This is a genomic window from Aerophototrophica crusticola (assembly GCF_012913305.1).
Taxonomy (GTDB): Bacteria; Pseudomonadota; Alphaproteobacteria; order Azospirillales; family Azospirillaceae; genus Niveispirillum; species Niveispirillum crusticola.
Window position 1 is genome coordinate 1,498,800 of the sequence record NZ_CP051775.1, and the last position, 26,380, is coordinate 1,525,179.

At 68.4% G+C, this 26,380-nt stretch carries 19 protein-coding genes, 1 tRNA gene and 2 pseudogenes; 6 read left to right on the plus strand and 16 right to left on the minus strand.

Annotation, left to right across the window (positions count from 1 at the left end):
- Nucleotides 1-2 precede the first annotated feature (2 nt).
- From HHL28_RS07400 to HHL28_RS07445, 10 genes and pseudogenes are all read right to left on the minus strand, one after another.
- Nucleotides 3-1,204, minus strand: a pseudogene (locus HHL28_RS07400) (PP2C family protein-serine/threonine phosphatase).
- Nucleotides 1,201-1,854, minus strand: a complete 654-nt coding sequence (locus tag HHL28_RS07405; protein WP_169654923.1) for an ATP-binding protein — start codon at nt 1,852-1,854, stop codon at nt 1,201-1,203. Before HHL28_RS07405 ends, HHL28_RS07400 begins: the two are co-directional and overlap by 4 nt.
- Nucleotides 1,855-1,932: 78 nt before the next feature.
- Complete coding sequence (locus HHL28_RS07410; protein WP_075769010.1) at nt 1,933-2,238, minus strand: STAS domain-containing protein; 306 nt, start codon at nt 2,236-2,238, stop codon at nt 1,933-1,935.
- A gap of 17 nt (nt 2,239-2,255) precedes the next feature.
- On the minus strand, nt 2,256-3,077 hold the full coding sequence (locus HHL28_RS07415) for a protein phosphatase CheZ (RefSeq protein WP_075769009.1): 822 nt from the start codon (nt 3,075-3,077) through the stop codon (nt 2,256-2,258).
- A 157-nt stretch (nt 3,078-3,234) separates the two neighbouring features.
- Nucleotides 3,235-3,552, minus strand: a complete 318-nt coding sequence (locus tag HHL28_RS07420; protein ID WP_075769008.1) for an STAS domain-containing protein — start codon at nt 3,550-3,552, stop codon at nt 3,235-3,237.
- A 122-nt stretch (nt 3,553-3,674) separates the two neighbouring features.
- Complete coding sequence (locus HHL28_RS07425) at nt 3,675-3,836, minus strand: hypothetical protein (RefSeq protein WP_169654925.1); 162 nt, start codon at nt 3,834-3,836, stop codon at nt 3,675-3,677.
- 158 nt (nt 3,837-3,994) lie between these two features.
- Nucleotides 3,995-4,070 (minus strand) — tRNA-Lys (locus tag HHL28_RS07430).
- 108 nt (nt 4,071-4,178) lie between these two features.
- Complete coding sequence (gene coaD, locus HHL28_RS07435) at nt 4,179-4,688, minus strand: pantetheine-phosphate adenylyltransferase (RefSeq protein ID WP_075769007.1); 510 nt, start codon at nt 4,686-4,688, stop codon at nt 4,179-4,181.
- Nucleotides 4,689-4,718: 30 nt separating this feature from the next.
- Nucleotides 4,719-7,460 carry a DNA gyrase subunit A gene (gyrA, locus tag HHL28_RS07440; protein ID WP_169655663.1) on the minus strand — a complete coding sequence of 914 codons (2,742 nt, stop codon included), beginning with the start codon at nt 7,458-7,460 and terminating at the stop codon, nt 4,719-4,721.
- Between the two features lie 289 nt (nt 7,461-7,749).
- Entirely contained in the window at nt 7,750-9,105 is a 1,356-nt protein-coding gene (locus HHL28_RS07445) for an MATE family efflux transporter (protein WP_075769005.1), read from the minus strand.
- Between the two features lie 164 nt (nt 9,106-9,269).
- Here HHL28_RS07445 and HHL28_RS07450 point away from each other — a divergent pair, with 164 nt between their 5' ends.
- On the plus strand, nt 9,270-9,464 hold the full coding sequence (locus HHL28_RS07450) for a hypothetical protein (protein WP_169654927.1): 195 nt from the start codon (nt 9,270-9,272) through the stop codon (nt 9,462-9,464).
- A gap of 61 nt (nt 9,465-9,525) precedes the next feature.
- Here the strand turns inward: HHL28_RS07450 and ssb are convergent, their stop codons facing one another.
- On the minus strand, nt 9,526-10,092 hold the full coding sequence (gene ssb, locus HHL28_RS07455) for a single-stranded DNA-binding protein (protein ID WP_075769003.1): 567 nt from the start codon (nt 10,090-10,092) through the stop codon (nt 9,526-9,528).
- Nucleotides 10,093-10,545: 453 nt separating this feature from the next.
- On the opposite strand from ssb, the gene uvrA reads away from it, so the two are divergent.
- Nucleotides 10,546-13,398, plus strand: coding sequence for an excinuclease ABC subunit UvrA (uvrA, locus tag HHL28_RS07460; RefSeq protein ID WP_075769002.1), 2,853 nt, complete (start codon nt 10,546-10,548; stop codon nt 13,396-13,398).
- A 130-nt stretch (nt 13,399-13,528) separates the two neighbouring features.
- On the opposite strand, the gene HHL28_RS07465 is transcribed toward uvrA, so the two are convergent.
- Entirely contained in the window at nt 13,529-13,918 is a 390-nt protein-coding gene (locus HHL28_RS07465) for a hypothetical protein (protein ID WP_075769001.1), read from the minus strand.
- A gap of 155 nt (nt 13,919-14,073) precedes the next feature.
- Here HHL28_RS07465 and HHL28_RS07470 point away from each other — a divergent pair, with 155 nt between their 5' ends.
- Nucleotides 14,074-14,715, plus strand: coding sequence for a DsbA family oxidoreductase (locus HHL28_RS07470; RefSeq protein ID WP_075769000.1), 642 nt, complete (start codon nt 14,074-14,076; stop codon nt 14,713-14,715).
- Here HHL28_RS07470 and mfd read toward each other — a convergent pair.
- Together mfd and HHL28_RS07480 are read right to left on the minus strand one after the other, a co-directional pair.
- The gene (gene mfd, locus HHL28_RS07475) at nt 14,712-18,323 is read right to left on the minus strand and encodes a transcription-repair coupling factor (protein WP_404326751.1); all 3,612 of its coding nucleotides are present in this window, start codon (nt 18,321-18,323) and stop codon (nt 14,712-14,714) included. The two genes, HHL28_RS07470 and mfd, sit on opposite strands and share 4 nt — an antisense overlap.
- A 186-nt stretch (nt 18,324-18,509) precedes the next feature.
- The gene (locus tag HHL28_RS07480; protein WP_075768999.1) at nt 18,510-18,782 is read right to left on the minus strand and encodes an FAD assembly factor SdhE; all 273 of its coding nucleotides are present in this window, start codon (nt 18,780-18,782) and stop codon (nt 18,510-18,512) included.
- A gap of 92 nt (nt 18,783-18,874) precedes the next feature.
- Here HHL28_RS07480 and recG point away from each other — a divergent pair.
- Nucleotides 18,875-20,955 (plus strand): annotated as a pseudogene (gene recG / locus HHL28_RS07485) (ATP-dependent DNA helicase RecG).
- Nucleotides 20,956-20,973: 18 nt separating this feature from the next.
- On the opposite strand, the gene HHL28_RS07490 reads toward recG, so the two are convergent.
- Nucleotides 20,974-22,071 carry a pyridoxal phosphate-dependent aminotransferase gene (locus tag HHL28_RS07490; protein WP_075769187.1) on the minus strand — a complete coding sequence of 366 codons (1,098 nt, stop codon included), beginning with the start codon at nt 22,069-22,071 and terminating at the stop codon, nt 20,974-20,976.
- Between the two features lie 151 nt (nt 22,072-22,222).
- Here HHL28_RS07490 and HHL28_RS07495 point away from each other — a divergent pair, with 151 nt between their 5' ends.
- Nucleotides 22,223-23,584 (plus strand): M48 family metalloprotease, encoded by a 1,362-nt coding sequence (locus HHL28_RS07495; protein WP_075768997.1) that lies wholly within the window; start codon nt 22,223-22,225, stop codon nt 23,582-23,584.
- Nucleotides 23,585-23,633: 49 nt separating this feature from the next.
- On the opposite strand, the gene HHL28_RS07500 is transcribed toward HHL28_RS07495, so the two are convergent.
- Nucleotides 23,634-25,196, minus strand: coding sequence for a DUF3369 domain-containing protein (locus HHL28_RS07500; protein WP_075768996.1), 1,563 nt, complete (start codon nt 25,194-25,196; stop codon nt 23,634-23,636).
- Nucleotides 25,197-25,568: 372 nt separating this feature from the next.
- Here HHL28_RS07500 and HHL28_RS07505 point away from each other — a divergent pair, with 372 nt between their 5' ends.
- Complete coding sequence (locus tag HHL28_RS07505; protein WP_075769186.1) at nt 25,569-26,357, plus strand: DsbA family protein; 789 nt, start codon at nt 25,569-25,571, stop codon at nt 26,355-26,357.
- The last annotated feature ends 23 nt before the right edge of the window (nt 26,358-26,380 follow it).

Sequence of the window (26,380 nt, forward strand, 5' to 3'; positions counted from 1 at the left end):
GCTCACACCCGGGTCACGCAGATGGCCGTCAGGTCGTCGGCCAGGGGGCGGGCGACCACCTCGTCGAAGCGGGCCAGCAGCCTCGCCAGCCGCCCCTCGCCCCCCGGCAGTGATTCCGTGGCAAGGCGCACCAGCCCGTTCTCCCCCAGCAGGTGGCCACCGCGATCCACGGCCTCGGTCATGGCGTCACTGTACATCAGGATCGAGCTGCCCGGGGGAAAGGCAAGGTGTCGCTCGTCAGCAGCGGCGTGTTCGACACCCCCAGCATCAGGCCACTGGCGTCCAGCAGGGTCGCGGTGCCGTCCCGCAGCAGCAGCGGGCTCGGCGCGCCCGCGGCGGCATAGCTGAGTGAGCCCTCGACCGGATCGATTACGGCATAGAAGCAGGTGGCGAACTGGCCCACCGGCAGCAGGTCCTTCAGCGGCCGGTTCAGCATGGTCAACCAGTCCGCGGGCGCATAATCCATGGGGTTGATGCGCTCGATCAGCGTATGGAAGCGGAAGGTGTTGATGGCGGCGGAAATGCCGTGGCCGGAAAAGTCCGCCACCAGGAACCCGACCTTGCCCTTGCCCAGCTCGAACAGTGTCCAGAAATCGCCGCCCAGCTCGTCCGAAGGTTCAAAGTGCCCCTCGATGGACAGGCCGTGGCGGGCACCCACCGCAGCTAGCCGGCGAAAGTCCGGGATCAGCGAAAGCTGCATGCTCCGCGCCAGCCGCAGGTCGCTTTCCAGCCGGCGGTGGAAATCCGCCAGGTTGCGCAGGAAGAACTGCTTTTCCAGGTGCAGCCGCACCCGGGCCATGCACTCCCCGGGGTTGATGGGCTTGGCGATGATGTCGCTGGCGCCCGCGTCGAAGCAGTTCACCCCCGCCGGGTCGGAGGCGGGCGAGGTCTGCATCAGCACCGGCAGGTCCGACCAGGACGGGTTTGACCGGATCCGGCGGCACATTTCCAACCCGTTCATCACGGGCATGTCGACGTCCACCAGGACCAGGTCGGCACCCCGGGCTTCCAGCATGGCCAAGCCCTGCTGGCCGTCGGCGGCGAACTCCACCCGCCCGATGCCGACCCAGGCCAGGAATCGGTGCAGGATTTCCCGGTTGAACTTGCTGTCATCCACCACCAGCACGCGGCAATCGGCGAAGCTGATGCGCTGGGGCGATGGCTGCCCGGTGCCGCCGCTCCAGGGATAGGGGCCGCCGCTCATCGCCGGAACCGGAGGCGGACCGTCCTGCCGCCCCTGTCGAAGGAAACACCGTCAGAGAGTTCCCGCATGATGTGCAGGCCCCGACCCGACTTGGCTGCCGGCGAGGAAGGCAGCGCCTGGGGGCCGGACTGGAACCCCGCCCCTTCATCGTCGACCTGGACCTCCACGGCCGCGCCGTCCCAGACGGCATCCAACCGCAGGATCCTGCCGGCGCGGACGGGATCGGCAAGGCGCATCCTTACTTCCGCATAGAAGCGGTCGAAGCTGGCCGGGTCCTCACTGGGGCCGTGCTGTATGCCCAGGTTCCCATGAACAATGGCGTTGCTCACCGCCTCGTGCACACATAGTTCCACCTCCGGGCGGCGGTCGCCGGCGATCCAGCCCCGGCATTGCAGCGCCTCACACAGCAGCGGCGCCAACTCCAGCCGGAAGGCACGCAACGTGCTCAGCGACAGGTGGATCAGGTTGGGCCGCCCCAGGACAGGCAGGACACCGTCGGCCCGGGCGGGGTCGTCGGCATCCACGACCACCCCGATGCCCCGCACCAACGCGGCCCTAAGTTCATCCGCCGATGTGTCCCCCACCAGCAGCAGGTCCGGCGGCGAATCCGTCTCGGCCCCGTCGATGCCCAGGCCCAGCTTCTGCGCCACCCCGGCAAGCAGACCCTGCGGGACCCCGTGGCCCGCGATCCGGAACCTGCCTGTGGGTACCGGGGCCACGGCGCCACCTCAATCCAGGACGGTGAACAGGGTGTGGAACTTGGCGATCTGCAGGATGCGCCTGACGCTCTCCTGCGCGCCCTTGAGCTGGATCTCCACGTTCTTGGGCATCGCCACGTCCCGGGCGATGAGGAACATGCCCAGGCCGGAGCTGTCCACGAACTCCAGGGCGGCCAGATTGAACTCACAGGCCGTGCCCTGCATCTTCTCGATGGCGTCGACCACGGCGCGGAACTTGTCATGGTCGACCAGGGTCATGCGCCCGGTCAACGTCACCCTGATTCCGTTGTCGGTCGTCTGGACAGAGTAGTCCATCCCCGTCTCCCATGCATTCAGTCGAAAAGGTTGTCGATGGCGGATTGGTCGAGCGGTACCGGCCTGGCCGCGGCAGGTGCCGGCTTGGCGGTTTCGGCAGCCGGTGCCGGTGTTGGCGTCTGGATGATGGTGGCACCGCTCATCAGCGCGTCCACGTCGTCCTGGTTCACCCCGTCGGAGCGCGGGCCGCCCAGCAGATGGGCATCCGGGCGGGTGTCGGCAGCGGCCTGCACGCCCTCCACGCCTTCCAGGTTCCAGATGCTCAGCATGGCGCTGACCCGCTGCTCCACATAGCGCAGCGCATTGACCACCTTGCTGGTCCGCTGGCCGGTCAGGTCCTGGAAGGAGCAGGCGGTGAAGATGCTCATCACCTCCGCCTCCATGGCATCGCAGATATCGTCCCGCCCGCCGGACTGGCGCAGGCGGTTGCCGATGTCCATCAGCCGCTCGGCGGATTGCAGGATGTCGAAGCTGGCCCGCTCGGTCGTGGAGACGATGGCGTCCAGCTCGTTGCTGGCGATCTCCAACCGGTTCGACCCGGCATCCTTGGGGCGGAGCGCCGCCACCTCGCGGCGCGCCTGCTCGATGGAAGCCGCCATTTCCAGAAGTTCGCGGCGCAGCGCATCGGCCCGCCCTGCGGTCAGGAGGGCGTCGGCCTGCTCGCGGAACAACACCTTCAGGTCGGCCAGGGTCTGGGCCAGTTGGGCTTGGCCGGCCTCACCGGCGCGGCGGGCATGCTCGCGAAGGAAAGCCTGGCCCCGGGGCGAAGCCGCGACACGGTCGTACAGTGCCGTGTATTCCTCTTCCCCCAGGCCGCTCGTCTTGCCTTGCTCGAACACCGACGCCGCTCCCCAGTGTCGTCCGGCCGGAACCTATCCGTAAGACGGATGCCCGCCGCCGGCCACTCTTCCCTATAGCTACCACTATCGACGCACAGTCTCCAACCGCTTGCGCGCACGGCAGCTTTTTGACCCGGCCGGGCCTGGACACCTCCGCTCAGGCCGGCACCAACCCGTCGATGTCGAAAAGGGTATGCAGGCAGGCGACGCGAAGGAAGCCGGCCACAGTCGGCCGCGGGGCGCGCAGGATGACCCGACCGCCCCGCCCCTGCACCTTATCCCGCAGCATCAACAGCATGCCCAGGCCGTTGCTGTCGATGAAGGATAGGGCCGACAGGTCGAAGCTCAGACTCGACCCGGCCTTCCCTTCTGCCATGTCCAAAATTTCGCGGAACTGGTCGTGGTCCGCCAGGGTGAGCCGTCCCTGCATGACAAGCACCATGCCCCCGGCCCGCGCCTCGGCCTCATCCTCCATGTCCGCCCCGCACTCCCCCCGCCCGTGCTCGACGCCAAGGGAGAATATCACAGTAGGAAGGCCATACCGCAAGTGTAAGCAGGCACAGACAGATCAACCGCGGATCAACAGAGCCGGAGGGATCAGTGGGTCACGCGCTGGCGCAGCAGCAGCTCGACATTCTCAGCGGCCAGTTCGGCAAGGAACGTCTCCAGGCGTGACCGTTCCTCCGGGCTCGCCTCGGCATAGACCAGCGTCTGCCGGAACCCGGCGAGAAGGTCTTTGTCGTCGTGCCCCTGGGACATCTGCCAGCCCATCTTTGCCCCGTCCTTAAGACAGCCTTAATCATGCCCCATTCTATCGATTGGGCGGGCGTGACCAGAATTGGGCAAAAGGGGTACCAGCGGCGGATTAAGATCCGTTTCCGCCGGAACTTGGATCGAAAACCGATGCGATCTGGAAGTGGTGATCTCGCTGGGATTCGAACCCAGGACCCTCTGATTAAAAGTCAGATGCTCTACCGGCTGAGCTACGAGATCATCCATGCGCCGTGCGGTGCCGGCCGGTGCGGCGGAACATAGGGGGCACGGGCGCGGAGGTCAACGCGGGAGATGTGATTTTCTGCCGCCCTGTCCTGCGCGCCGGGGTCAGCCCGCCGTCAGCTTGAACCGCTCCGCCAACTTTGTGGAGACGCGCGGGCTGACGAAGGTGGAAATGTCACCCCCCAACCGCCCGATCTCCTTCACGAAGCGGGAGGAGATGAACTGATGCCTTTCCGACGCCATCAGAAAGACGGTGTCGACGCTGGGATTCAGGCGGGCGTTCATCCCTGCCATCTGGAACTCGTACTCGAAGTCGGAGACGGCGCGCAGGCCGCGGATGATCACCTGCGCGCCGCTGGCCACGGCGAAGTTCATCAGCAGCTGGTCAAAAGGTTGGACCTCCAGGCTCATGCCTTGGGCCTTCAGCGACTCCAGCTCCCCCGCCACCATGTCCACCCGTTCCTGGGTGGAGAAGATCGGGCCCTTCCCGTCGTTGCGGGCCACGCCGATGATCAGGTGGTCCACCAGCCGCGCGGCACGCTGGATGATGTCCATGTGGCCGTTGGTGATGGGGTCAAAGGTCCCCGGATACACCCCGATGCGCCGCCCCGCCATGTCTTCCCCCTTCCCCTCACCAAGCCGGCGTCAGGCGTCCCCGGCCGGGCTTGCCGCCCCGTTTTCCCCGCCGTCGGCGGGGATGCCATGGTCGCCGTTGCCGTTCTCACCGTTGCCGTTGCCGTTCTCGCCATTGCCGTCATCGGCCAGGCGGGCGACGGAAACGACCTTTTCATCCCCCGACAAGCGGAACAGGGTGACGCCCTTGCTCTTCCGGCCGGTCAGGCGGATGTCGTGGGTGGGCATGCGGATCACCTGGCCGCCGTCGCTGACCATCATCAACTGGTCCGTCTCGGCGATGGGGAACACGGCCGCGATGGCGCGGTTGCGGTCGCCCATGTCCATGTTCCAGATGCCCTGGCCGCCGCGGCCGGTCAGGCGGTATTCATAGGCAGAAGTGCGCTTGCCGAAGCCCTGCTCCGACACGGTCAGGATGATCTCCTCCCGCGCCTGCATCTCGGCGAACAGCTCTGGCGTCAGGCTGACGGAGGTCTCCACCGGCTCGGCCTCCACGTCCGGCGCCTCGTCCGTGTCCACCGACTCGCCAAGCGCCCGGCGCAGTTCCCGCGCCTGCTTCAGGTAGGCCGCCCGCTGCTCCGCCGAGTACTCGGTGTGGTGCAGGATGGACATGCCGATGACCTCGTCGCCCTCCGCCAGCCGGATGCCGCGCACGCCGGTGCTGGTCCGGCCGCTGAAGACGCGCACCTCGTCCACCGCGAAGCGGATGCAGCGGCCCAGGTGGGTGGACAGCAGCACGTCGTCCCGCTCGTTGCAGGTCCGCACGGCGATCAGGGTCTCGCCTTCCTCCTCCAGCTTCATGGCGATCAGGCCGTTGGCCCGGATGTTCTGGAAGTCGGACAGGCGGTTGCGGCGCACCCCACCCTTGCTGGTGGCGAACATCACGTGCAGGTCGCCCCAGGTGGACTCGTCCTCCGGCATGGGCATGACGGTGGAGATGGTCTCCCCCTCCGCCAGGGGCAGCAGGTTGACCAGCGCCTTGCCCCGGGTCTGTGGCGTGCCCTGCGGCAGGCGCCAAACCTTCAGCGTGTAGACGATGCCCCGGCTGGTGAACAGCAGCAGCGGCGTGTGGGTGTTGGCCACGAACAGGTCGCTGACCGTGTCCTCCGCCTTCAGCGACATGCCGCTGCGGCCCTTGCCGCCACGGGCCTGGGCCCGGTAGGTGGACACGGGCACGCGCTTGATGTAGCCGCCCTGGGTCGTGATGACGACCATGTCCTCGCGCTGGATCAGGTCCTCGATGTCGGACTCGAACTCCAGCTCCTCGATGGTGGTCCGGCGCGGCGTGTTGAAGCGCGCCTTCATCTCCCCCAGCTCGTTGCGCAGGATGTCCAGCAGCAGCCCCCGGTCGGCCAGCACCGCCAGGAAATGGCGGATCTGGTCCACCACCTGCCCCAGCTCCTCGCCGATCTTGTCCCGCTCCAGACCCGTCAGCCGGTGCAGGCGCAAATCCAGGATGGCCTTGGCCTGCGCCTCGGAGATGCGGTAGGTCCCCTCCGCCGACAGGCCACGGCCCGGCTCGTCGATCAGGGCGATCAGCGGCGCCACGTCGGCAGCCGGCCAATCCCGGGCCATCATCTGCTCCCGCGCCGTGCCCGGGTCGGGCGCGTTGCGGATCAGGGCGATCATCTCATCCAGGTTGGCCACGGCCACGGCCAGGCCCACCAAGGTGTGGGCGCGCTCACGGGCCTTGCCCAGCTCATACTCGGTCCGGCGGGTGATGACCTGCTCGCGGAACCGGATGAAGGCGGTCAGGATGGACTTCAGGTCCAGCAGCTCGGGCCGGCCGCCGTTCAGCGCCAGCATGTTCACGCCGAAGCTGGTCTGCAGCGGGGTATGGCGGAACAGCTGGTTCAGCACCACCTCCGCCACCGCGTCGCGCTTCAGCTCGATCACCACGCGCACGCCGTCGCGGTCCGACTCGTCGCGAACGTCGCTGATCCCCTCGACCAGCTTCTCGTTCACCACCTCGGCGATGCGCTCCTGCAGCTTCGCCTTGTTCACCTGATACGGGATCTCGGTGACGACGATGGCCCAGCGGTCCTTGCGGATCTCTTCCACGTCGGTCTTGGCGCGCATGACCACGCTGCCACGCCCGGTGTGGAAGGCGGAGCGGATGCCGGAACGGCCCAGGATCAGGCCGCCGGTGGGGAAGTCCGGACCCGGGATGATGTCGATCAGCTCATCGATGCTGATCTCGGGGTTGTCGATGGTGGCGATGCAGGCGTCGATCACCTCCCCCAAATTATGGGTGGGGATGTTGGTCGCCATGCCCACGGCGATGCCGCCGGCGCCATTAACCAACAGGTTCGGGAACTTGGCCGGCAGGACGGTCGGCTCTTCCGACGACTCGTCATAGTTCGGCTGGAAGTCCACCGTCTCCTTGTCGATGTCGTCCAGCAGGAACTCCGCCACCTTGGCAAGGCGCGCCTCGGTGTAGCGCATGGCCGCCGGCGGGTCGCCGTCCATGGAGCCATAATTGCCCTGACCGTCGATCAGGGGCAGCCGCATGGAGAAGTCCTGCGCCATGCGGACCATGGCGTCATAGATGGCGCTGTCACCGTGCGGGTGGTACTTGCCCATCACGTCGCCGACGATGCGGGCGGACTTCTTGTAGGCCTTGGTGCTGTCGTAGCCGCCTTCCTTCATGGCGTAGAGGATGCGGCGATGCACCGGCTTCAACCCGTCGCGCACGTCGGGGAGGGCGCGGCTGACGATCACGCTCATGGCGTAATCGAGGTACGAGCGCCGCATCTCCTCTTCGATGGTCACGGGGGAGATGTCGGACGGGAGCTGATTCGCTGAAGTCACCGAGGGCTACTCGTTCTGATCGGCGGAAAACCGGGGGATACAGGCACATATGGGCATGCGGGCCCCCCGCGGGAACGGACCGCGTCTTGTATCACCATATGCCCGACGCGACAACGAAACGGGGTGCTTGGCACGCAGCCAGTCCAGCGGTCACCGAAGGCCGGCGACCGCCAGCCCGCGGAGCGGGCGCGAGCCTGCCCCGGCTCCAGAGCCGGGGGCGCTTGAGGGCACGTCATCGCTTACCCAGCCACCAGAAGCGGACGGACAGGATGGAGACGGATACGACGCTGGCGATGAAGATGCCCTCGAACAGGCCCAGCACGCCCCGGCCCAGCGGGAAGGCCAGGTACCAGCCCACCGGCATCATCACGGCGAAATAGCTGAAGAAGTGCAGCACCGTGGGAATCCAGGCGTCGTTCCGGCCCCGCAAGGCCTGGGCCATCACCACCTGCCCGCCGTCGGCCACCAGCAGCCAGGCGCTGAACGCCACCACGGGCACTGACAGGGCCACCAGGTCGGGATCACGGGTGAAGACCGCCGCGATGGACCCCGGCGCCACCGCGAACACGAGGCCCAGCAGGCCGAGGACGGCGACGGTCACGCCCAGGCTGGTCCACCCGGCCAATTGCGCCTCCCGCCGGTCCCCCGCGCCGTACGCGGTGCCGACCCGCACGGCCGTGGCGCTGGCCAGTCCCAGGGCCATCATGAAGGGCAGCGCGATCAGGTTCAGGCCGATGGTGAAGGTCGCCACCCCCAGCGCCCCCAGCCAGCCAGCGAACAGGCCAAGGGCGGTGAAGGCGGAGGCCTCGATCCCATTGCTCAAGCCCGCGGCATAGCCAAGCTGCCGCTGCGCCCGCCCGCCGAGCCAGAGGCCCTGGACCGGCTTGCGGATACCGAACCGCTCATGGTCCGGCAGCCGCCATACATAGAGGATCAGCGCCAGGGCCATGGCCCAGCGGATGATGGTGGTGGCCAGGGCCGAACCCTCCGCCCCCAGGGCCGGCACGGGACCGCCGCCGAACACCAGCCACCAATCCAGCCCGATGTTCACCACATTGGCGATGAGGATGGCGACCATCCCAGGCAGGGGGCGCTTGATCCCCTCCAGGAAGAAGCTGGTGGTGAACAGCAGTGCCGCACCGCCCATGCCGAAGGCATAGACCATCATCACGCTGCCCCCGCCCGCCGCCAGGTCCGGGGTCTGGCCGGTCAGCAGGAACAGCGGCTCCCCCGCCAGGCAGAACAGCCCGGTCAGCAGCCCCAGCAGCAGCGAATAGGGGATGGACCGGCGCCAGACGGCCCCCGCCTCCTCCTCCCGCCCGGCGCCCATGGCTTGGGCGGTCTTGACCGACGTGCCGAGCAGCAGCCCCGCCAGGATGGCCAGCAGGGTGCCCTGGATGTTGCCGGCGAGGCCCAAATGGGCCAGCGCCTCGGCGCCGTAGCGGCCGACGACGATGGTGTCCACCGTGACCATGGTCATCTGCCCGGCCCGGGCCACCATGACCGGCACAGCCAGCCGCACCAGCTCACGCACATGGCGGGAAACCCGGGGGGCCAGGCTCTGCTGGGCGAGGTCGGCGGCGGACATGGGACGCACTCTGGATCAGCGGCGGGACGGAGCCCCTAACGCAAGGTGGCGCGGGATGCTGTGACGGCGGACACGGGCGGGAGCGGGCGCCCGGAGCCATGCAGGAACCCGGCCCCACCCGTACCGGTTACCTATGGGAGCGCACGGAACAGAAAGGCACGACCATGGGTATCGCCCCCACCCCGCCGGGCATGCCGTCTCCCGGCAACACCGAGATGCCGCCCCCGGCCGACCAGCCGGCCACCACGCCGTCCTACCCCGGGGAACTGCCGCCGGGCACGGAGAACCCAGGCCACGACACGCCGACCCCGGGCGACTTCCCCGACCGGCCGAGCCCGACCACGCCGCAGCGGATGTAGGGCCAAGGCCGCCAAACGCAACGCGGCCCGGGGTGACCGGGGCCGCGCTTCATGACTGTCCTCAGAACGGGATCTCGTCGTCCAGGTCCGCCGCCGGCGCCGGGCGGCCACCGCCGCCCCCGCCACCACGCGGCCCGCCAGACGACCGGCCGCCGCCGCCGTAACCGCCACCGCCGCGGTCCTCATACCCGCCGCCATAGCTGCCGCCGCCACCGCCGCCGTAGTCGGCGCCGCGGTCCTCGTAACCGCCACCGCCGGCCCCGGCGCCGCCACCCTCCCGACCGTCAAGCAGGGTCAGCTCACCCCGGTACTGGCGCAGCACGACCTCCGTCGTGTAGCGCTCCTGGCCCTGCTGGTCCTGCCACTTGCGGGTTTCCAGCTGGCCCTCGACATAGACCTTGGAGCCCTTCTTCAGGAACCGCTCGGCCACGCCGACCAGGTTCTCATTGAAGATGACGACGCTGTGCCACTGGGTGCGCTCCTGGCGCTCACCCGTGTTCTTGTCCTTCCAGTTCTCGGACGTGGCGATCCGCAGGGTGCAGACCTTGCCGCCGTTCTGGAGGTTCCGGGTCTCCGGGTCCTTGCCCAGATTCCCGATCAGGATGACCTTGTTGACGCTGCCAGCCATAGTTCGCTCTTTCGCTAAATCGTTGTTCCTTCGCCAATAGTCCGATCTGCACGGGATCACCCGCACAGGGCCGGCCGGCGCCGAGGGCCCATCCGGACCCAAGGGGGTGGGAGAGCCTACAGCGCCCCGGTTCCGCCGCCAAGGCGACCAGAACCGGAACGGAGCGGGACCCCATCCCCTCGCCCCGATATGTAGAACATTTGCGGAACTTTGGGAAGACCTATGCCCACCGGCAATCTCCGATCCCCCGCGATTCGGCCCGAGTCACCCGCCGGTTCGGCCGCCCAATCGGTTCCCGCCCGGCGCACAAGCCCCCTTTCGGCAAGGCTGCCTCACGGCAAACCCGAGTCTCCGATGCTCCCGGCCCGTCGAAATACCCGTATCGCGGTGCCATATTGCTGCGACCTTCCAAAGTCCCTTCCCCGGCCCAGGCATTCGCGCTAAGAACATAGCATGAACAAGCACATCAGCGTCCGCGGCGCCCGCGAGCATAACCTGAAGAACGTCGACGTGGACCTGCCGCGCGACAGCCTGGTGGTCATCACCGGCCTGTCCGGCTCGGGCAAGTCCTCGCTGGCCTTCGACACCATCTATGCCGAGGGGCAGCGCCGCTATGTGGAGAGCCTGTCGGCCTATGCCCGGCAGTTCCTGGAGCTGATGCAGAAGCCGGACGTGGACAGCATCGAGGGGCTGTCCCCCGCCATCTCCATCGAGCAGAAGACCACCAGCCGCAATCCCCGCTCCACCGTCGGCACGGTGACGGAGATTTATGACTACATGCGGCTGCTCTACGCCCGCATCGGCGTGCCCTACTCCCCCGCCACGGGCCTGCCCATCGAGAGCCAGACGGTCAGCCAGATGGCGGACCGCATCATGGCCATGCCGGAAGGCGCCCGCCTTTACCTCCTCGCCCCCATCGCCCGCGGCAAGAAGGGTGAGTTCAAGAAGGAGATGGCGGAACTGCGCAAGCGCGGCTTCACCCGCGTGCGCATCAATGGGGAGCTGATGGAGATCGAGGACGCCCCCGCCCTCGACAAGAAGCTGAAGCACGACATTGAGGTTGTGGTGGACCGGCTGAAGGTGGGGCCGGACCTGGGCAACCGCTTGGCCGACTCCATCGAGACGGCGCTGGAACTGTCGGATGGGCTGCTGTTCATCGAGAACGCGGACACGCAGGAGCGCACAGTCTTCTCCGCCAAGTTCGCCTGCCCGGTGAGCGGCTTCACCATCGAGGAGATCGAGCCGCGGCTGTTCAGCTTCAACAACCCGTTCGGCGCCTGCCCCGCTTGCGACGGGCTGGGGGAGAAGCTGTATTTCGACCCGGAACTGGTAGTCCCGGATGAGCGGTTGAGCCTGCGGGAGGGCGCCATAGCCCCCTGGGCCGGCAGCACCAGCCAGTACTATGCGCAGACCCTGGAAAGCCTCTGCCGGCACTTCAAGGCGAAGATGGAGACGCCTTGGAAGCTGCTGCCAGACGCCATCAAGGACGCCATCCTGTTCGGCACCGGCGGCAAGCCGGTGACCATGCGCTATGACGACGGCCTCCGCGCCTATGAGACCAACAAGCCCTTCGAGGGTGTGGTCCGGAACCTGGAGCGGCGCTGGAAGGAAACCGAATCCGCCTGGATGAAGGAGGAGCTGTCCAAGTACCAGTCCTCCCAGCCCTGTGAGGCCTGCGGCGGGGCGCGGCTGAAGCCGGAGGCGCTGGCGGTGAAGGTCCGCGCCCTTAACATTGCCGAGGTCAGCCGCATGTCCATCAAGGACGCCGGCGCCTGGTTCGGCGAGCTGGACCAGCACCTGACCCAGAAGCAGCGGGAAATCGCGGTCCGGATCCTGAAGGAAATCAACGAACGCCTTGGTTTCCTTAACAATGTCGGCCTGGAATACCTGGCCATGGACCGCGCCTCCGGCACCCTGTCCGGCGGCGAGAGCCAGCGCATCCGGCTGGCCTCCCAGATCGGTTCGGGCCTGACGGGCGTGCTCTATGTTCTGGACGAGCCCAGCATCGGCCTGCACCAGCGGGACAACGACCGGCTGCTGGCGACCCTGAAGCGGCTGCGCGACATCGGCAACACCGTCGTCGTCGTGGAGCATGACGAGGACGCCATCCGAACCGCCGACTATCTGGTGGACATGGGCCCGGGGGCCGGCGTCCATGGCGGCACCGTGGTGGCCGCCGGTACCCCAGCAGAGGTGATGCAGAACCCCAACAGCGTCACCGCCGCCTATCTGTCGGGCCGCAAGCGCATCGAGATTCCGCGGGTCCGCCGCCAGGGCCATCCCGGCCAGTTGCTGGAGATCACCGGCTGCACCGGCAACAACCTCAAGGACGTCACGGCCCGCGTGCCCCTGGGCACCTTCGCCTGCGTCACCGGCGTGTCCGGCGGTGGCAAGTCCACCCTTGTCGTGGAGACCCTGTACAAGGCCCTGGCCAAGAAGCTGATGGGTGCGCGGGAGCATCCCGGCCCTTATCAGACCATCAACGGGCTGGAGAACCTGGACAAGGTCATCGACATCGACCAGTCCCCCATCGGCCGCACACCCCGTTCGAATCCAGCGACTTACACCGGTTGCTTCACCCCGATCCGCGACTGGTTCGCCGGCCTGCCGGAGGCGAAGGCCCGCGGCTATGGCGCCGGGCGGTTCAGCTTCAACGTCAAGGGCGGCCGGTGCGAGGCCTGCCAGGGCGACGGCGTCATCAAGATCGAGATGCACTTCCTGCCGGACGTCTATGTCACCTGCGACGTCTGCCACGGCAAGCGCTACAACCGTGAGACCCTGGAAATCCTCTACAAGAACAAGAGCGTGGCCGACGTCCTTGACATGACGGTGGAGGAAGGGGCGGACTTCTTCAAGGCCGTGCCCAGCATCCGGGACAAGCTGGACACCCTGAACCGCGTCGGCCTCGGCTACATCAAGATCGGCCAGCCGGCCACCACCCTGTCCGGCGGTGAGGCGCAACGCGTCAAGCTGGCCAAGGAACTGGCCCGCCGCTCAACCGGCCGCACCATCTACATCCTGGACGAGCCCACCACCGGCCTGCATTTCGAGGACGTGCGCAAGCTGCTGGAGGTGCTCCACGCCTTGGTGGAGCAGGGCAATACCGTGCTGGTGATCGAGCATAACCTGGAGGTCATCAAGACCGCCGACTGGATCATCGACATGGGCCCTGAGGGCGGCTCCGGCGGCGGGGAGATCGTCGCCGAAGGCACGCCTGAGGACGTGGCCGCCGAACCCCGCAGCCACACTGGGCATTACCTCCGCCCCTACTTGGAAGCGGCCAAGCCGAAGAAGAAAAGGGCGTGATGTAGGTCGGATTAGCGGGCTTCTGCCCGCGTAATCCGACGGCAAAACAATTGGTTCACGACGATTGCTAACCCGCCTTGTAATGTCGGATTACGCCGCCCTTGGCGGCTAATCCGACCTACGCGCGGCGTCAGAACTTCCGCTTGAACGCCGCCGCAAGGGTCTTCAGCGACTCCGCCTGTTCGCCCCCTTCGGGCGGTGTCGGCTCCGGCTGTTGGGTACCCATGCGGGCGATGATGGCATCCAGCATCTGGGGCGGGAGCTTGCGCGGGGCGGGCTTGGCGCCGCGGGTGATGCCCTGGCCAGGGGCCGGGGTCACCGATGCCGGGGCCGGTTGCCCCTTCGCGGCGGAGGCGATGGCGCTGCCGGCGATGGCGCGCAGGAAGGGCTTGCACAGGCCGCGCAGGAGTTGGTCGTCATCCAGGGCCCAGGCCACCAGGATACGCTGCGCCTGGGCGCGGCTGCCCTGGGCCGCTGCCAACGCCTCACGGATCTTGAGCGTGACATAGGTTTCGCTCATGGCCCGCCCCCTTGGTTGCATGCTGCCCCAAACTAACGGGTTGGCGGTGGCGCGGAAATGGCAAAGTGTCGGACATATGCTGGAAGGTGCGCTCCGGCACAGCTTCCACGGGCACCCTCGCCAAGGCTTTCCAGGGAAGGTAACCTGCCTTTCCCATGCTGATCGAGATTTACGCCGACTTCACTTGCCCTTGGTGCCACATCGGCAAACGGCGCCTGGAACGGGCCTTGGCGGAGCGGCCACGTTTGCCCGTGGAGATCCGCTGGCTACCATTCCTGCTGAACCCGGACCTGCCGCCGGGTGGCATGGACCGGCAGAGCTATCTGGCGGCCAAGTTCGGTGGGCTGCTGCGGGCGCGCGATGTCCATACGGTGATCGAGCAGACCGCGGCGCGGGACGGCGTGCCCCTGCGCCTCGACCTGATCCGCCGCACCCCCAACACCCTGGACGCCCACCGGCTGGTGCGGCTGGCGGAGGAGGCGGGTTTGGCCGACCGGCTGGTCTCCCTGCTGTTCCGGGCCTTCTTCGAGGAAGGCCAGGATATCGGCAACCACCGGGTCCTGGCCACCCTTGCCGGCCGTGCGGGACTGAACCCGGCCGAGGCCTACGGCCATGTGCGCGGCGACCGCGACCGACAGCGCGTGCTGGCGGCGGATGAGCGGGCCAAGCGCCTGGGCGTCCATTCCGTCCCGGCCTTCGTCTTCAACCGCCGCTATGCCCTGGGCGGGGCGCAGGACTGGACGGCCCTGGTGCCGATGCTGGACCTGGCGGCGGAGGATGCCGCGCTGGAAGACTAACGCTTCCAGGGCGGCAGCACCTTGCGCTTGGCGGGCGGGAACTTGGGCGGCGGGGGGATTGGCGGCGGTGGGGGCGGCGGGGCCAGGTCCTCCGTCACCTTCTCCCCCGCCGCCATCTGGGCCAGGGCCTGCATCAGGGTGCGGACGCCGGCCATCCGGGTCTCCGGGCTGTCCCAGGGCCGCAGCACCACCAGCTTGTGGTCGGGACGCAGCTTGGCCGTGCCCGCCTGTTTTTGAAGGAATTCAACCAGCTTGGGCGGATTCTTGAAGTTGTTGTTGCGGAACCCGACAACCGCGCCCTTCGGCCCCGCATCCAGACTGGCGACGCAGGCCTCCTTGCACAGCCGCTTGATCTCAACGAGCTTCAGCAGGTTGTCCACCTCTTCCGGCAGCGGCCCGAAGCGGTCGATCAGCTCCGCCGCGAAGCCCTCGATCTCGTCACGGGTCTGGAGGTCGGACAGGCGCCGGTACAGGGTCAGCCGCACGCCCAGGTCGGCCACATAGGCTTCCGGGATCAGCACGGGCATGCCCAGGTTGATCTGGGGCGACCAGCCACCCTCCTCCGCCATCTGGGCGTCGGTCTTGCCTGTGCGGGCGGCGGAGATCGCCTCCTCCAGCATCTGCTGGTACAGCTCCACGCCCACCTCGCGGATCTGGCCGGACTGCTCCTCACCCAGCAGGTTGCCGGCGCCGCGGATGTCCATGTCGTGACTGGCCAACTGGAAACCCGCACCCAGGCTGTCCAGTGTCTCGATCACGTGCAGCCGCTGCTGTGCCGTGGCGGACAAAACCGCCCGGGGCTGGTAGGTCAGGTAGGCATAGCCGCGCACCTTCGACCGGCCCACACGCCCACGAATCTGGTAGAGCTGGGCCAAGCCGAACAGGTCCGCCCGGTGGACCACCAGCGTGTTGGCCCGGGGGATGTCCAGGCCCGATTCGATGATGTTGGTGGCCAGCAGCACGTCATAGCGGCCATCGTCGAAGGCGGTCATCACCTCCTCCAACTCCGTGGCCGCCATCTGCCCGTGGGCGGTGATGACCTTCACCTCGGGTACCAGCTCCTCCAACCCGCGGCGGACCTTCTCCAGATCTTCCACCCGCGGGCAGACATAGAAGCTCTGCCCGCCGCGGAAATGCTCCCGCAGGATGGCCTCGCGGATCACCACCGGGTCGTAGGGCAGCACGAAGGTGCGCACGGCCAGCCGGTCCACCGGCGGCGTGGCGATCAGCGACAGCTCCCGCACGCCGCTCAGCGCCAGTTGCAGGGTGCGCGGGATGGGCGTGGCGGTCAGGGTCAGGACGTGGACATCGGACCGCAGCTCCTTCAGCCGCTCCTTCTGCTTCACGCCGAAATGCTGCTCCTCATCCACGATGACAAGGCCCAGCTTCTTGAAGTCCACCCCCTTGCCCAGCAAGGTGTGGGTGCCGACGACGATGTCCATGGTGCCGTCGGCCAAGCCCGCCTTGATCTGGTTCTGCTCCTTCGCCGTCACCAGCCGCGACAGCTGCCCCAGCCGCACTGGCAGGCCCTGGAACCGCGCCTCGAAGGTGCGGTAGTGCTGCCGGGCCAGCAGGGTGGTCGGCACCACGACGGCCACCTGCATACCGTTCATCACCGCCAGGAAGGCGGCGCGCAGGGCCACCTCCGTCTTGCCGAAGCCCACGTCGCCGCAGACCAGCCGGTCCATGGGCCGGCCGGAGGACAGGTCGTCCATCACATCGCTGATGGCGTTCAGCTGGTCGTCCGTCTCCGCATAGGGGAAGCGGGCGCAGAACTCGTCCCAGGCGCCGTCGGGCACGCCCACCGGGTCGGCCTTGCGCAGGGCCCGCTCCGCCGCGATGCGCAGCAGGGCGTCGGCCATGTCCTTCAGCCGCTTCTTGACCCTGGCCTTGCGGGACTGCCAGCCGGCCCCGCCCAGCTTGTCCAGGGTGGCCGCCGCGTCCTCCCCGCCATAGCGGGACAGCACCTCGATGTTCTCCACCGGGACATACAGCTTGTCCCCGCCCTCATAGACCAGCCGCAGGCAGTCATGGGGCGCGCCGCCGACGGTCAGGGTCTCCAGGCCATCATAGCGGCCGATGCCATGGTCGATATGGACCACCAGGTCGCCGGGGTTCAGGCCTGACGCCTCGGCGATGAAGTTGGCGGCCCGGCGCTTGCGCTTCGTCCCGGCCCGCACCAGCCGGTCGCCCAGAACGTCCTGCTCGGTGACGAGGGCAAGGCCGGGGGCCGTGAAGCCATGGTCCATGGCCAGCACCACCAGGGCCGTGGTGGTGCGCGGCAGGGCCAGCACCTCCGCCCAGGTATCGCAGGGCTTCAGCTTCTCCAGCCCATGCTCCTTCAGCACGGACAGAAGGCGGTCACGCGCGCCGGTGGAATAGCCGGCGATGACCACCTGCCGGCCGTCCGCCTGCATGGCATCGATATGCTCGCGGAGGGCGTCATAGACGTTGACGCCGGACTGCACGCGGGCGTCGGCGAAGTCCCGACCCTTGCGCCCGCCGGCATCGGCCAGGTCCGGGTTGCCGCCGGCCTCGACGGCAGCGAAGGGGCTCAACTGGGCCACGGCGCGCACGGACAGGTGCAGGTCCCAGGTGGGGCCGTCCAGGAACAGCATGCTCGGCGGCACCGGCTTGTAGACCGGGTTGCCGGACTGCTTCTCCGCCTCCTTCAGGGTCTTGCGGGCGGTGTAGAAATCGTCCACCTGCGCCAGCCGCTGGTCCCGCGCCTCCTCCACGTTCGGGTCCAGGGTCATGGAGGCGTTCGGCATGTAGTCGAACAGCGTCTCCATGGATGGGTGGAACAGGGGCAGCCAGTGCTCCATGCCCGCCTGCTTGCGGCCGGCGCTGATGGCCTCGTACAGCGGGTCGTCGCCGGTCACGGCACCGAACAGCTCCCGGTAGCCGGTACGGAAGCGCTGGACGCTGACCTCGTCCAGGAACACCTCCGACATGGGCATCAGGACGAAGCTGTCCCGCTTCTCCGTCGTCAGCTGGGTCATGGGGTCGAAGGTGCGGACCCCGTCCAGATCGTCGCCGAACAGGTCCAGGCGCAGCGGCTCCGGCGTGCCCGGCGGGAACAGGTCGATGATGCCGCCGCGCACCGCATACTCGCCCGGCTCCCGCACCGTCTGGGCGCGGACATAGCCGTTCTGGCTGAGGAAACGCTGCAGCTCGTTGACGTTCACCGTGCCGCCCACCTTGGCCCGGAAGGTGGCGTTGCGGAAGGCAAGGCGCGGCGGGACCTTCTGTAATGCGGCGTTCACCGTGGTGACCACCAGCAGGGGCCGGGTGCGCTTGGTCTCCAGCAGCCGGGTCAGCGCGTCGATGCGCTTGGCCACGATCTCCCCGTTCGGGGACACCCGGTCATAGGGCAGGCAGTCCCAGGCCGGGAACTGCACCACCTCCACCTCCGGGTCGAAGAAGCTGACGGCGTCTGCCAGCCGGGCGGCGCGGGCATCGTCCGTGGCCACATGCAGCAGCCCGGCGCTGCCCCCCTTGCGCGCCAACTCCACCAACACGCGGGCATCCTGCCCCTCCGGCGTGCCGGCCAGCAGCAGGCGGCGGGGCGAGCCCAGGTTCAAGGCGACGGCAGGGGCGGGAATCACGGGACATCACCCAACGGCAACGGACAGGCGGGACGCCTTATATGGGAGAGGCCGGGGCGTCGTCGATGCTTTGGCGGGCCCGGAACATCACGACGGGTGAGATCGTCAGCGGCCGGCGGCCAACGGTCACCAGTTCAGCTCTCGCAATTGCCAGAGGTGAGCCGCATCATGAACGGCGCCCTGACGTCACGCGTACCGGTGCCCCTGGAGCAGCGTCATGACAGGCGTGTCATGCTCCGCCGGCACGGGCAGGCGGCCCAGGATCCAGTCATAGACGTCCGGGTCCTGCTCGAACAGCAGGCGCTCATAGGCGTCCACGTCGGCTTCGGACAGCACCGGCAGGTGCTTCTCCGCGAAGCTGCCCATCAGCAAATCCATCTCCTTCGTCCCGCGGTGCCAGCTGCGGAAGATCAGGCGCTTGCGGCGGGTGTCCAGGGTGGCTTCGCTGCTGTCGGTCATGGCCTTGGATGTACATGGTGAAGGGCGTTCCGCTGTAGGATATAGAACCCGGACACGATCCTGTCAGCACCCGCGACCTTACGGCCCTGCCCTTGCGCCCCGCCATCCTGTTCCCCCTGTTCGCCCCCATCACCAGCCTGCCCGGGCTGGGCCCGAAGCTTGGCAAGCTGGCTGAGCGGCTGGCCGGCCCGCATGTGGTGGACCTGCTGTGGCACAAGCCCAGCGGTGTCATCGACCGCCTGGCCGTCGGCAGCATCGCCGAGGCGCCGGAGGGCCGGGTGGTGACCCTGACCGTGCGGGTGGACGGCCATGCCCCCGCCCTGCAACCCGGCCGCCCCTACCGTATCCGCTGCACGGACCATACCGGCCTGATGGAGATGGTGTTCTTCCACATCAAGGGCGACTGGCTGGAGAAGAAGCTGCCCGTCGGCCAGAAGATCACCGTCAGCGGCAAGGCGGAGCGGTTCAACGGCCAGCTCCAGATCGTCCATCCCGACTATTACGGCCCGGCGGAGGAGACGGCCCCCACCAGCGCCACGGAACCGGTCTATCCCCTGACCGGCGGGCTGAACCCAAAGCCGCTGCGTACCGCCATCCAGGCCGCCCTGCAGAAGGCGCCGAAGCTGGAGGAATGGCAGGACGCCGCCTGGATCAAGCGGGCAGGCTGGCCGGACTGGCACACCGCCGTCACCCGGCTGCACCACCCGGAATCGGCCGACGACGTGCAACTGGACGCGCCGCACCGGCAGCGGCTGGCCTATGACGAGCTTCTGGCCAACCAGCTCGCCCTCGCCCTGGTGCGCTGGCACCAGCGCCGGCTGGCGGGGCGGGAGATCAGGGGCGACGGCCGGCTGCGGGCCGCGGTGGCCGCCGCCCTGCCCTATACCCTCACCGGCGCCCAGGCCAGGTCGCTGGAGGAAATCTACCAGGACATGGCCGCCCCCGAGCGCATGCTGCGGCTGCTCCAGGGTGACGTGGGCAGCGGCAAGACCGTGGTCGCCTTGATGGCCATGCTGAACGCGGTGGAGACCGGGGCCCAGGCCGCCCTGATGGCGCCGACCGAGATTCTGGCCCGCCAGCATGCGGAAAGCCTTTCCCCCCTGTGCGAGGCCGCGGGCGTCACCCTGGCCGTGCTGACCGGCCGGGACAAGGGCAAGGCGCGCCAAGCGGTGCTGGACCGGCTGATATCAGGGGAGATCGACATCCTGGTGGGCACCCACGCCCTGTTCCAGGAGGAGGTGGCCTTCCGTGACCTGGCCCTGGCGGTGATCGACGAGCAGCACAAGTTCGGCGTCCACCAGCGCCTGCAACTGGCCGGCAAGGGCCGCGGGGTGGACACGCTGGTCATGACCGCCACCCCCATCCCCCGCACCCTCACCCTGACGGCCTATGGCGACATGGACGTGTCCCGCCTGACGGAAAAGCCGCCGGGCCGCCAGCCGGTGAAGACCGTGGTCATGTCCGCCGACCGGCTTGAGGAGGTGGTGGAGGGCCTGCCCAGGGCCATCCGGAACGGCCAGCGGGTCTATTGGGTCTGCCCCCTGGTGGAGGAGTCGGAACAGGTGGACCTCGCCGCCGCCACCCTGCGCCACGCCACCCTGCGGGAGCGGCTGGGGGAGCGGGTGGGCCTGATCCACGGCAAGATGAAGGGCCCGGAAAAGGACGCCGTCATGGCCCGCTTCGCCGCCGGCGAGCTGGACGTGCTGGTGGCCACCACGGTGATCGAGGTGGGCGTGAACGTGCCCGAGGCCACCATCATGGTGATCGAGCATGCCGAGCGCTTCGGCCTCGCCCAGCTCCACCAGCTCCGCGGCCGGGTGGGCCGCGGCAGCGGGGCCAGCACCTGCCTGCTACTCTGGTACCAGCCGCTGGGGAAACGGCGCGGGAACGCCTCCAGGTCATGAAGGACACGGAGGATGGCTTCGTCATCGCCGAGAAGGACCTGCAACTCCGCGGCGCCGGCGAGGTGCTGGGCACAAGGCAGAGCGGCCTGCCGGAGTTCAGGTTGGCCGACCTTGCCGAACATGGCGACCTGCTGGCCACCGCCCGCGACGACGCGCGCCTGGTGATCGAGCGGGACCCGGAGCTGAACAGTGAGCGGGGCCAGAACCTGCGGGTGCTGCTGTACCTGTTTGAGCGGGACGCGGCGGTGAAGTACCTGCGGTCGGGCTGAGGGCGCGGGTCGCCCGCCCTAAAGGGTCCGTAGCCGCCTCGCCGCCTCCGCGATCTCCGCCTCACTCCCGGCGAAGCTCAGGCGAAGGAAGCGGTGCCCCCGGGCGGTGTCGAAATCCACGCCCGGGGTGATGGCCACACCGGTCCGCTCCAGGATATGGCGGCAGAACGCCTCGCTGTCGTCGGTCAGGTCGGAGACGTCGGCATAGACATAGAAGGCCCCGTCCGCCGGGGCCAGCTTGCCGAACCCGGCCTTGGGCAGCTCTTCCAGCAGCAGGTCGCGGCTGCGGCGGTATCGGGCCACGTGGCCCTCCAGCTCCTCCACCGCGTCGAAGGCGGCCACGGCGGCATGTTGGCTGATGCTGGGCGGGGAGATGTAGAGGTTCTGCGACAGGCACTCCAGCGCCCGCTGCAACTCCGGCGGCACCACCAGCCAGCCCAGGCGCCAGCCGGTCATGCTGAAATACTTGCTGAAGCTGTTCACCACCAGCGCCCGCTGGCTGGTCTCCAGCGCTGTGGACGCGGCCACGCTGCCAAAGGTGATGCCGTGGTAGATCTCATCCGACACCAGCCGCACGCCGTTCGCCTCACACCAGCGGGCGAGGGATGCCAGCTCCGCCGGGGACAGCATGCTGCCGGCGGGGTTGCTGGGGCTGGCGACGATCAGGCCGCGCACGGGCCTGTCCAGCGCTTCCAGCAGGGCCGGGGTGGGCTGGAACCGCGTCTCCGGCCCGCAGGGCACCTCCACCGGCTCCAGGTCAAGGGCGCGCAGGATGTTGCGGTAGGCGGGATAGCCGGGTGCTGCCAGCGCCACCCGGTCCCCCGGCTCGAACGCCGCCAGGAAGCCCAGCAGGAACCCGGCGGATGAGCCTGTCGTCACCGCCACCCGCTCGGCCGGGACGCTCACGCCGTGCCGGTCACGATACCAGCGGCTGATGGCTTCCCGCAGGGCCGGCAGGCCCAACGCGTCCGTATAGCCCAAACGGTCGGACCGCAGGGCCTTCTCCGCCGCCTCCACCACCGCCTTGGGCGCCGAGGTGCTGGGTTGGCCGATCTCCAGGTGCAGCACGTCGCCGCCCGCCGCGGCCCGGGCGTTGGCGGCGCGCATCACCTCCATGACGATGAAGGGTGCCACCCGCCCCCGTGAGGCGGGCTCCCAACAGCCCTGGCCCGGCACGCCCGAAAGGCCGGATGGTAATTCCGCCCTTCCCTCGCCAGATTTTTCATGCTGATTTCCCGGCGGGGGGGCGGCGGTGAAGGAAGGTCCCATGTTCTCGACCCTGAAACGACTGGCCATCGCGGGCGTGGCGCTGGCCATGTCCACCACTCTGGCGGTGGAGCCGGTGCTGGCCCAGGGCCGGCAGCTCAGCTTCATCCGTGACGCGGAAATCGAGCACACCCTGAAGGTCTTCGCCAGCCCGATCCTGCAATCGGCCGGAATTGTCCCCGACGCGGTGACCATCGCGCTGATCAACGACGACAGCCTGAACGCCTTCGTGGCCGGGGGCCAGAACATCTTCTTCCACACCGGCCTGCTGTCCGACACGGACCTTGGCCAGTTGATCGGCGTGACGGCGCACGAGATCGGGCACATCGCCGGCGGGCACCTGGCGCGGTCCTCCGACGCCATGGCCAACGCCTCCACCATCGCCACGCTGTTCACCCTGCTGGGCCTCGCCGCCGCAATTGGTGCTGGCCGGGGCGACGTGGGCGCCGGCGTGATGGGCGGCGGCCAGGACATCGCCATGCGCAGCTTCTTCTCCTTCACCCGCGCGCAGGAGGGCTCGGCCGACGAGTTCGCCATGGGCACGCTGGAGCGCATCGGCTGGTCGTCCCAGGGCATGCTGGAGATGATGCGCAAGCTGGGCAGCCAGGAGCTGCTGCCGGAGAACCGGCAGGTGGAGTATGTGCGCACCCACCCCCTGACCCGGAACCGCATCGAGGCCATCCGCAACTTCGTGGAGACCCGGTCGCAGAACAACGGCAAGCGCTTCCCCGACGAGTTCTATGAGATGCACCGGCGCATGGTGGCCAAGCTGGTTGGCTTCATGCGCCCCGACATCGCCTTGCGCCGTTACCCGGAGGGCGACACCAGCGTCTCCGCCCGCTATGCCCGCGCCATCGCCCTGTACCAGAAGGGCAGCGTCACCCCTGCCCTGAAGCTGGTGGACCAGCTCATCTCCGAGGAAAAGGACAATCCCTACTTCCATGAGCTGAAGGGCCAGATCCTGCTGGAGAACGGCCGCCCGGCAGAGGCCGTGGTGCCGTACCGGCAAGCCGTGAAGCTGGCGCCGGAGGAAGGGCTGATCCGCTCCTCCCTCGGCCATGCGCTGCTGGAGGTGGGCGATGACCGGCTGGTGAAGGAGGCGATGGTCAACCTGCAGGAATCCGCCCGGCTGGAGCGGCGCTCCGCCCTGGTCTGGCGCCTGCTTGCCAGCGCCTACAGCCGGTCCGACATGCAGCCCCAGCTCGCCTACGCCCGCGCGGAGGAAGCCCTGGCCCGCGGCGACGTCCGCGCCGCCAAGTTCCACGCCGACCGGGCGGAACAGATGCTGCCCGCCGGCAGCCCGGAATGGCTGCGCGCCCAGGACATCCGGGTCATGGTCGAAAGCCGCGTGGACATGAACTGAGGCCCGCCAGGGCCTGCGCTGACGCACGCAGCGGGGCCAGGGGAAAGGTTCAGCGCACGCGCCCGCGGCCCTGCATGACCCGGAAGAAGGCCCTGACCACCGCCGGGTCGAACTGGCTCCCGGCCCCTTGCTCGATGGTCTTCAGCGCCTCCGCCACCGGCACGGCGTCCCGCCAGCTCCGCCGGTGGGTCAGGGCGTCGAACACGTCGGCCACGGCGACGATGCGGGCGGCCAGGGGGATGTCCGTGCCGGCCAGGCCCTTGGGATAGCCGGTACCGTCCCAGCGCTCCTGGTGGGTGCGGGCGATGGCGGCGCCGAAGGACAGGTAGTTGCTGCCCTCCACCATCCGCGACGCCTTCTCCAGGATGGCGGCACCCCGTTCGCAGTGCTGCTGCATCAGGGCGCGCTCGTCCCCGTCCAGCGCCCCCTGTTTCATGGTGACCCGGTCGGGCACACCCACCATGCCGATGTCGTACAGCATGGACCCCATGGTGATCAGGTCCAGGAACTCGTCGTCGACCTGCGCGGCATAGTCCGGGTCCGTGCGCAGGATGAAGGCGATCTCCGTCACCAGCCGGGACAGCCGCAGCACGTGGTCCCCGCCCCCGTCCGGGTCCTTGTACTCGGCCAACCCCGCCAGGGCGATCACCGTGGCCTTGTGGGCCTTCTTGAGCTGGTCGTAGAGGTGCAGGTTGTCGAACCCGACGGAGATCTTGGCCACCAGCACCTCGGCCAGCCGCCGCTCGAGCTCGTCAAGCGGCCGGCCGCTGTGCAGGCAGGCGGCGGCATCGCGCCCGTCCGCCGTGCGCAGCCACAGGATCACGCGGTCATCGCCGTAATCGTGCCGCCGCTCCCGCAGCACCGTCAGGACGGCATCCGCCAGCTCCGGGTCGGTGGTGGCCACCAGCGGCATCCCGGCACTGCCGGCATGGCGACCGCTGCCCGCCAGGATCTGCGCGTCGGACTTGGCGAGGCCGCGGGGCACGCAGATCAGCCCGTCCTCCGGCAGGTCCAGCACCCGCGACAGCTCCCGCACCACCGCCTCGGCGAAGCGGTCCACGGTGCGCAGGGTGAAGATCTGGGTGGAGGCGCCGATGATGCGCTCCATCCCCTGGCGGGACCGTTGCAGGGCGGTGATGTGCTCGTATGACCGCAGGGCGGCCACGGTGGCGGTCCCCAGCTTCTGGGCCGTCAGCTCCGTCTTGGCCTTGTAGTCGTTGATGTCGTAGCCGTGGATGACCGCATCCTCCGGCGCCTGGCCGGGCTGGCCGGTCCGCAGGATGATACGCACGGCGTCATTGCCCAGCTCCTCCCGGATGCGGGGCACCAGGCGCAAGCCGGCATCGTCCGTCTCCATCACCACGTCCAGCAGGATCATGGCGATGCCGGGGTCGTTGCGCAGGATCTGCAATGCCTCTTCCGCCGAATAGGCGGACAGGAACTGCACCGGCCGGCCGTTGTAGGCGAATTTCTTCATGACCAGCCGGGTCATGGCGTGGACTTCGGGGTCGTCGTCCACGATCAGGATCAGCCAGGGCTTGGCCACGGCAGCCGGCGCCGGCGGGGCCTCCACCGGCTCGTCCTGGAACAGGAAATCGTCACCGGCGGTCATCGAGCCCCCCAGCCGCCATGTTGTGGGCCGGCGCCCCGGGCACCCCGACCTTGCGCCCCACCGGGCAGGAACGAACCAGGTAACCGTCCAAGGGTGGGGGTCCTTCCGTCACACTTCCGCCGCAACGCCGGCCCAAGTTGGAAAGCCAGACTACCAGCGTAGGCCGTGGCCGCATAGGCTCGCATATCTCGGCATACCACGGTTGGCTAGGCAAGCACCATGTGCCACCCCGGGCAGCGGTCCGTTTCGCAGGGTCCGGAGGGCACCAGGCAACCCGCGGCCCCGCTTTCCGGTTGCACCCCACACGGCGCATGCGCAAGCTGCGCCGCCCGTTCCACGGCCCTGACACGCCCGATTCCGATGGACCTGCCCATGACACCGTTCCGCCGCGCCGTTTCCCGCGCCCTGCTGCTCACCGCCGTGGCGGCCCTGCCGGCCACCGCCCCGGCCCTCGCCCAGGACAAAGGCGCCAAGCCCCTGGACCGGGCTGCCGTGGAACAGATCGTCCGCGAGTACATCCTGGCCCACCCGGAGATCATCCTGGAGGCGGTGCAGGAGCTGGACAAGCGGGAGAAGCAGGCCACCGAGCAGGCCCAGGCCGACGCGCTGAAGGCGAATCGCGACAAGCTGGTCGCCAGCCCCACCAGCCCGGTGGGCGGCAACCCCAAGGGCGACGTCACGCTGGTGGAATTCTTCGACTACAACTGCGGCTACTGCAAGAAGGCCCACCCGGAGCGGGTGGAGGCGGTGAAGGCCGACGGCAAGGTCCGCGTCGTCTACAAGGAATTCCCCATCCTCGCCCCCTCCTCGGAGGAAGCCGCGAAGGCCGCCCTGGCCGCCGCGAAGCAGGGCAAGTATGAGGCCATGCACAGCGCCCTGATGTCCAACGCCGGCCGGCTGGACAGCGCCGCCATCGACGCCGCCGCCAAGACGGCGGGCGTTGACGTGGCGAAGATGCGCAAGGACATGGAAGATGCCGCCATCACCAGGGAGATCGAGGACAACAAGGCCCTGGCCTCGGCCCTCGGCATCCGTGGCACCCCGGGCTTCGTCGTGGGCGACACGCTGATCCCCGGCGCCATCGAGAAGGACCAGTTCGCCCTGGTCTTCGCCTCGGCGCGGGAAGACGCGAAGGCCGCCGGCACCAAGCGGGGCGGCTGAGGCTGGATGGGGGCGGCCGGCCC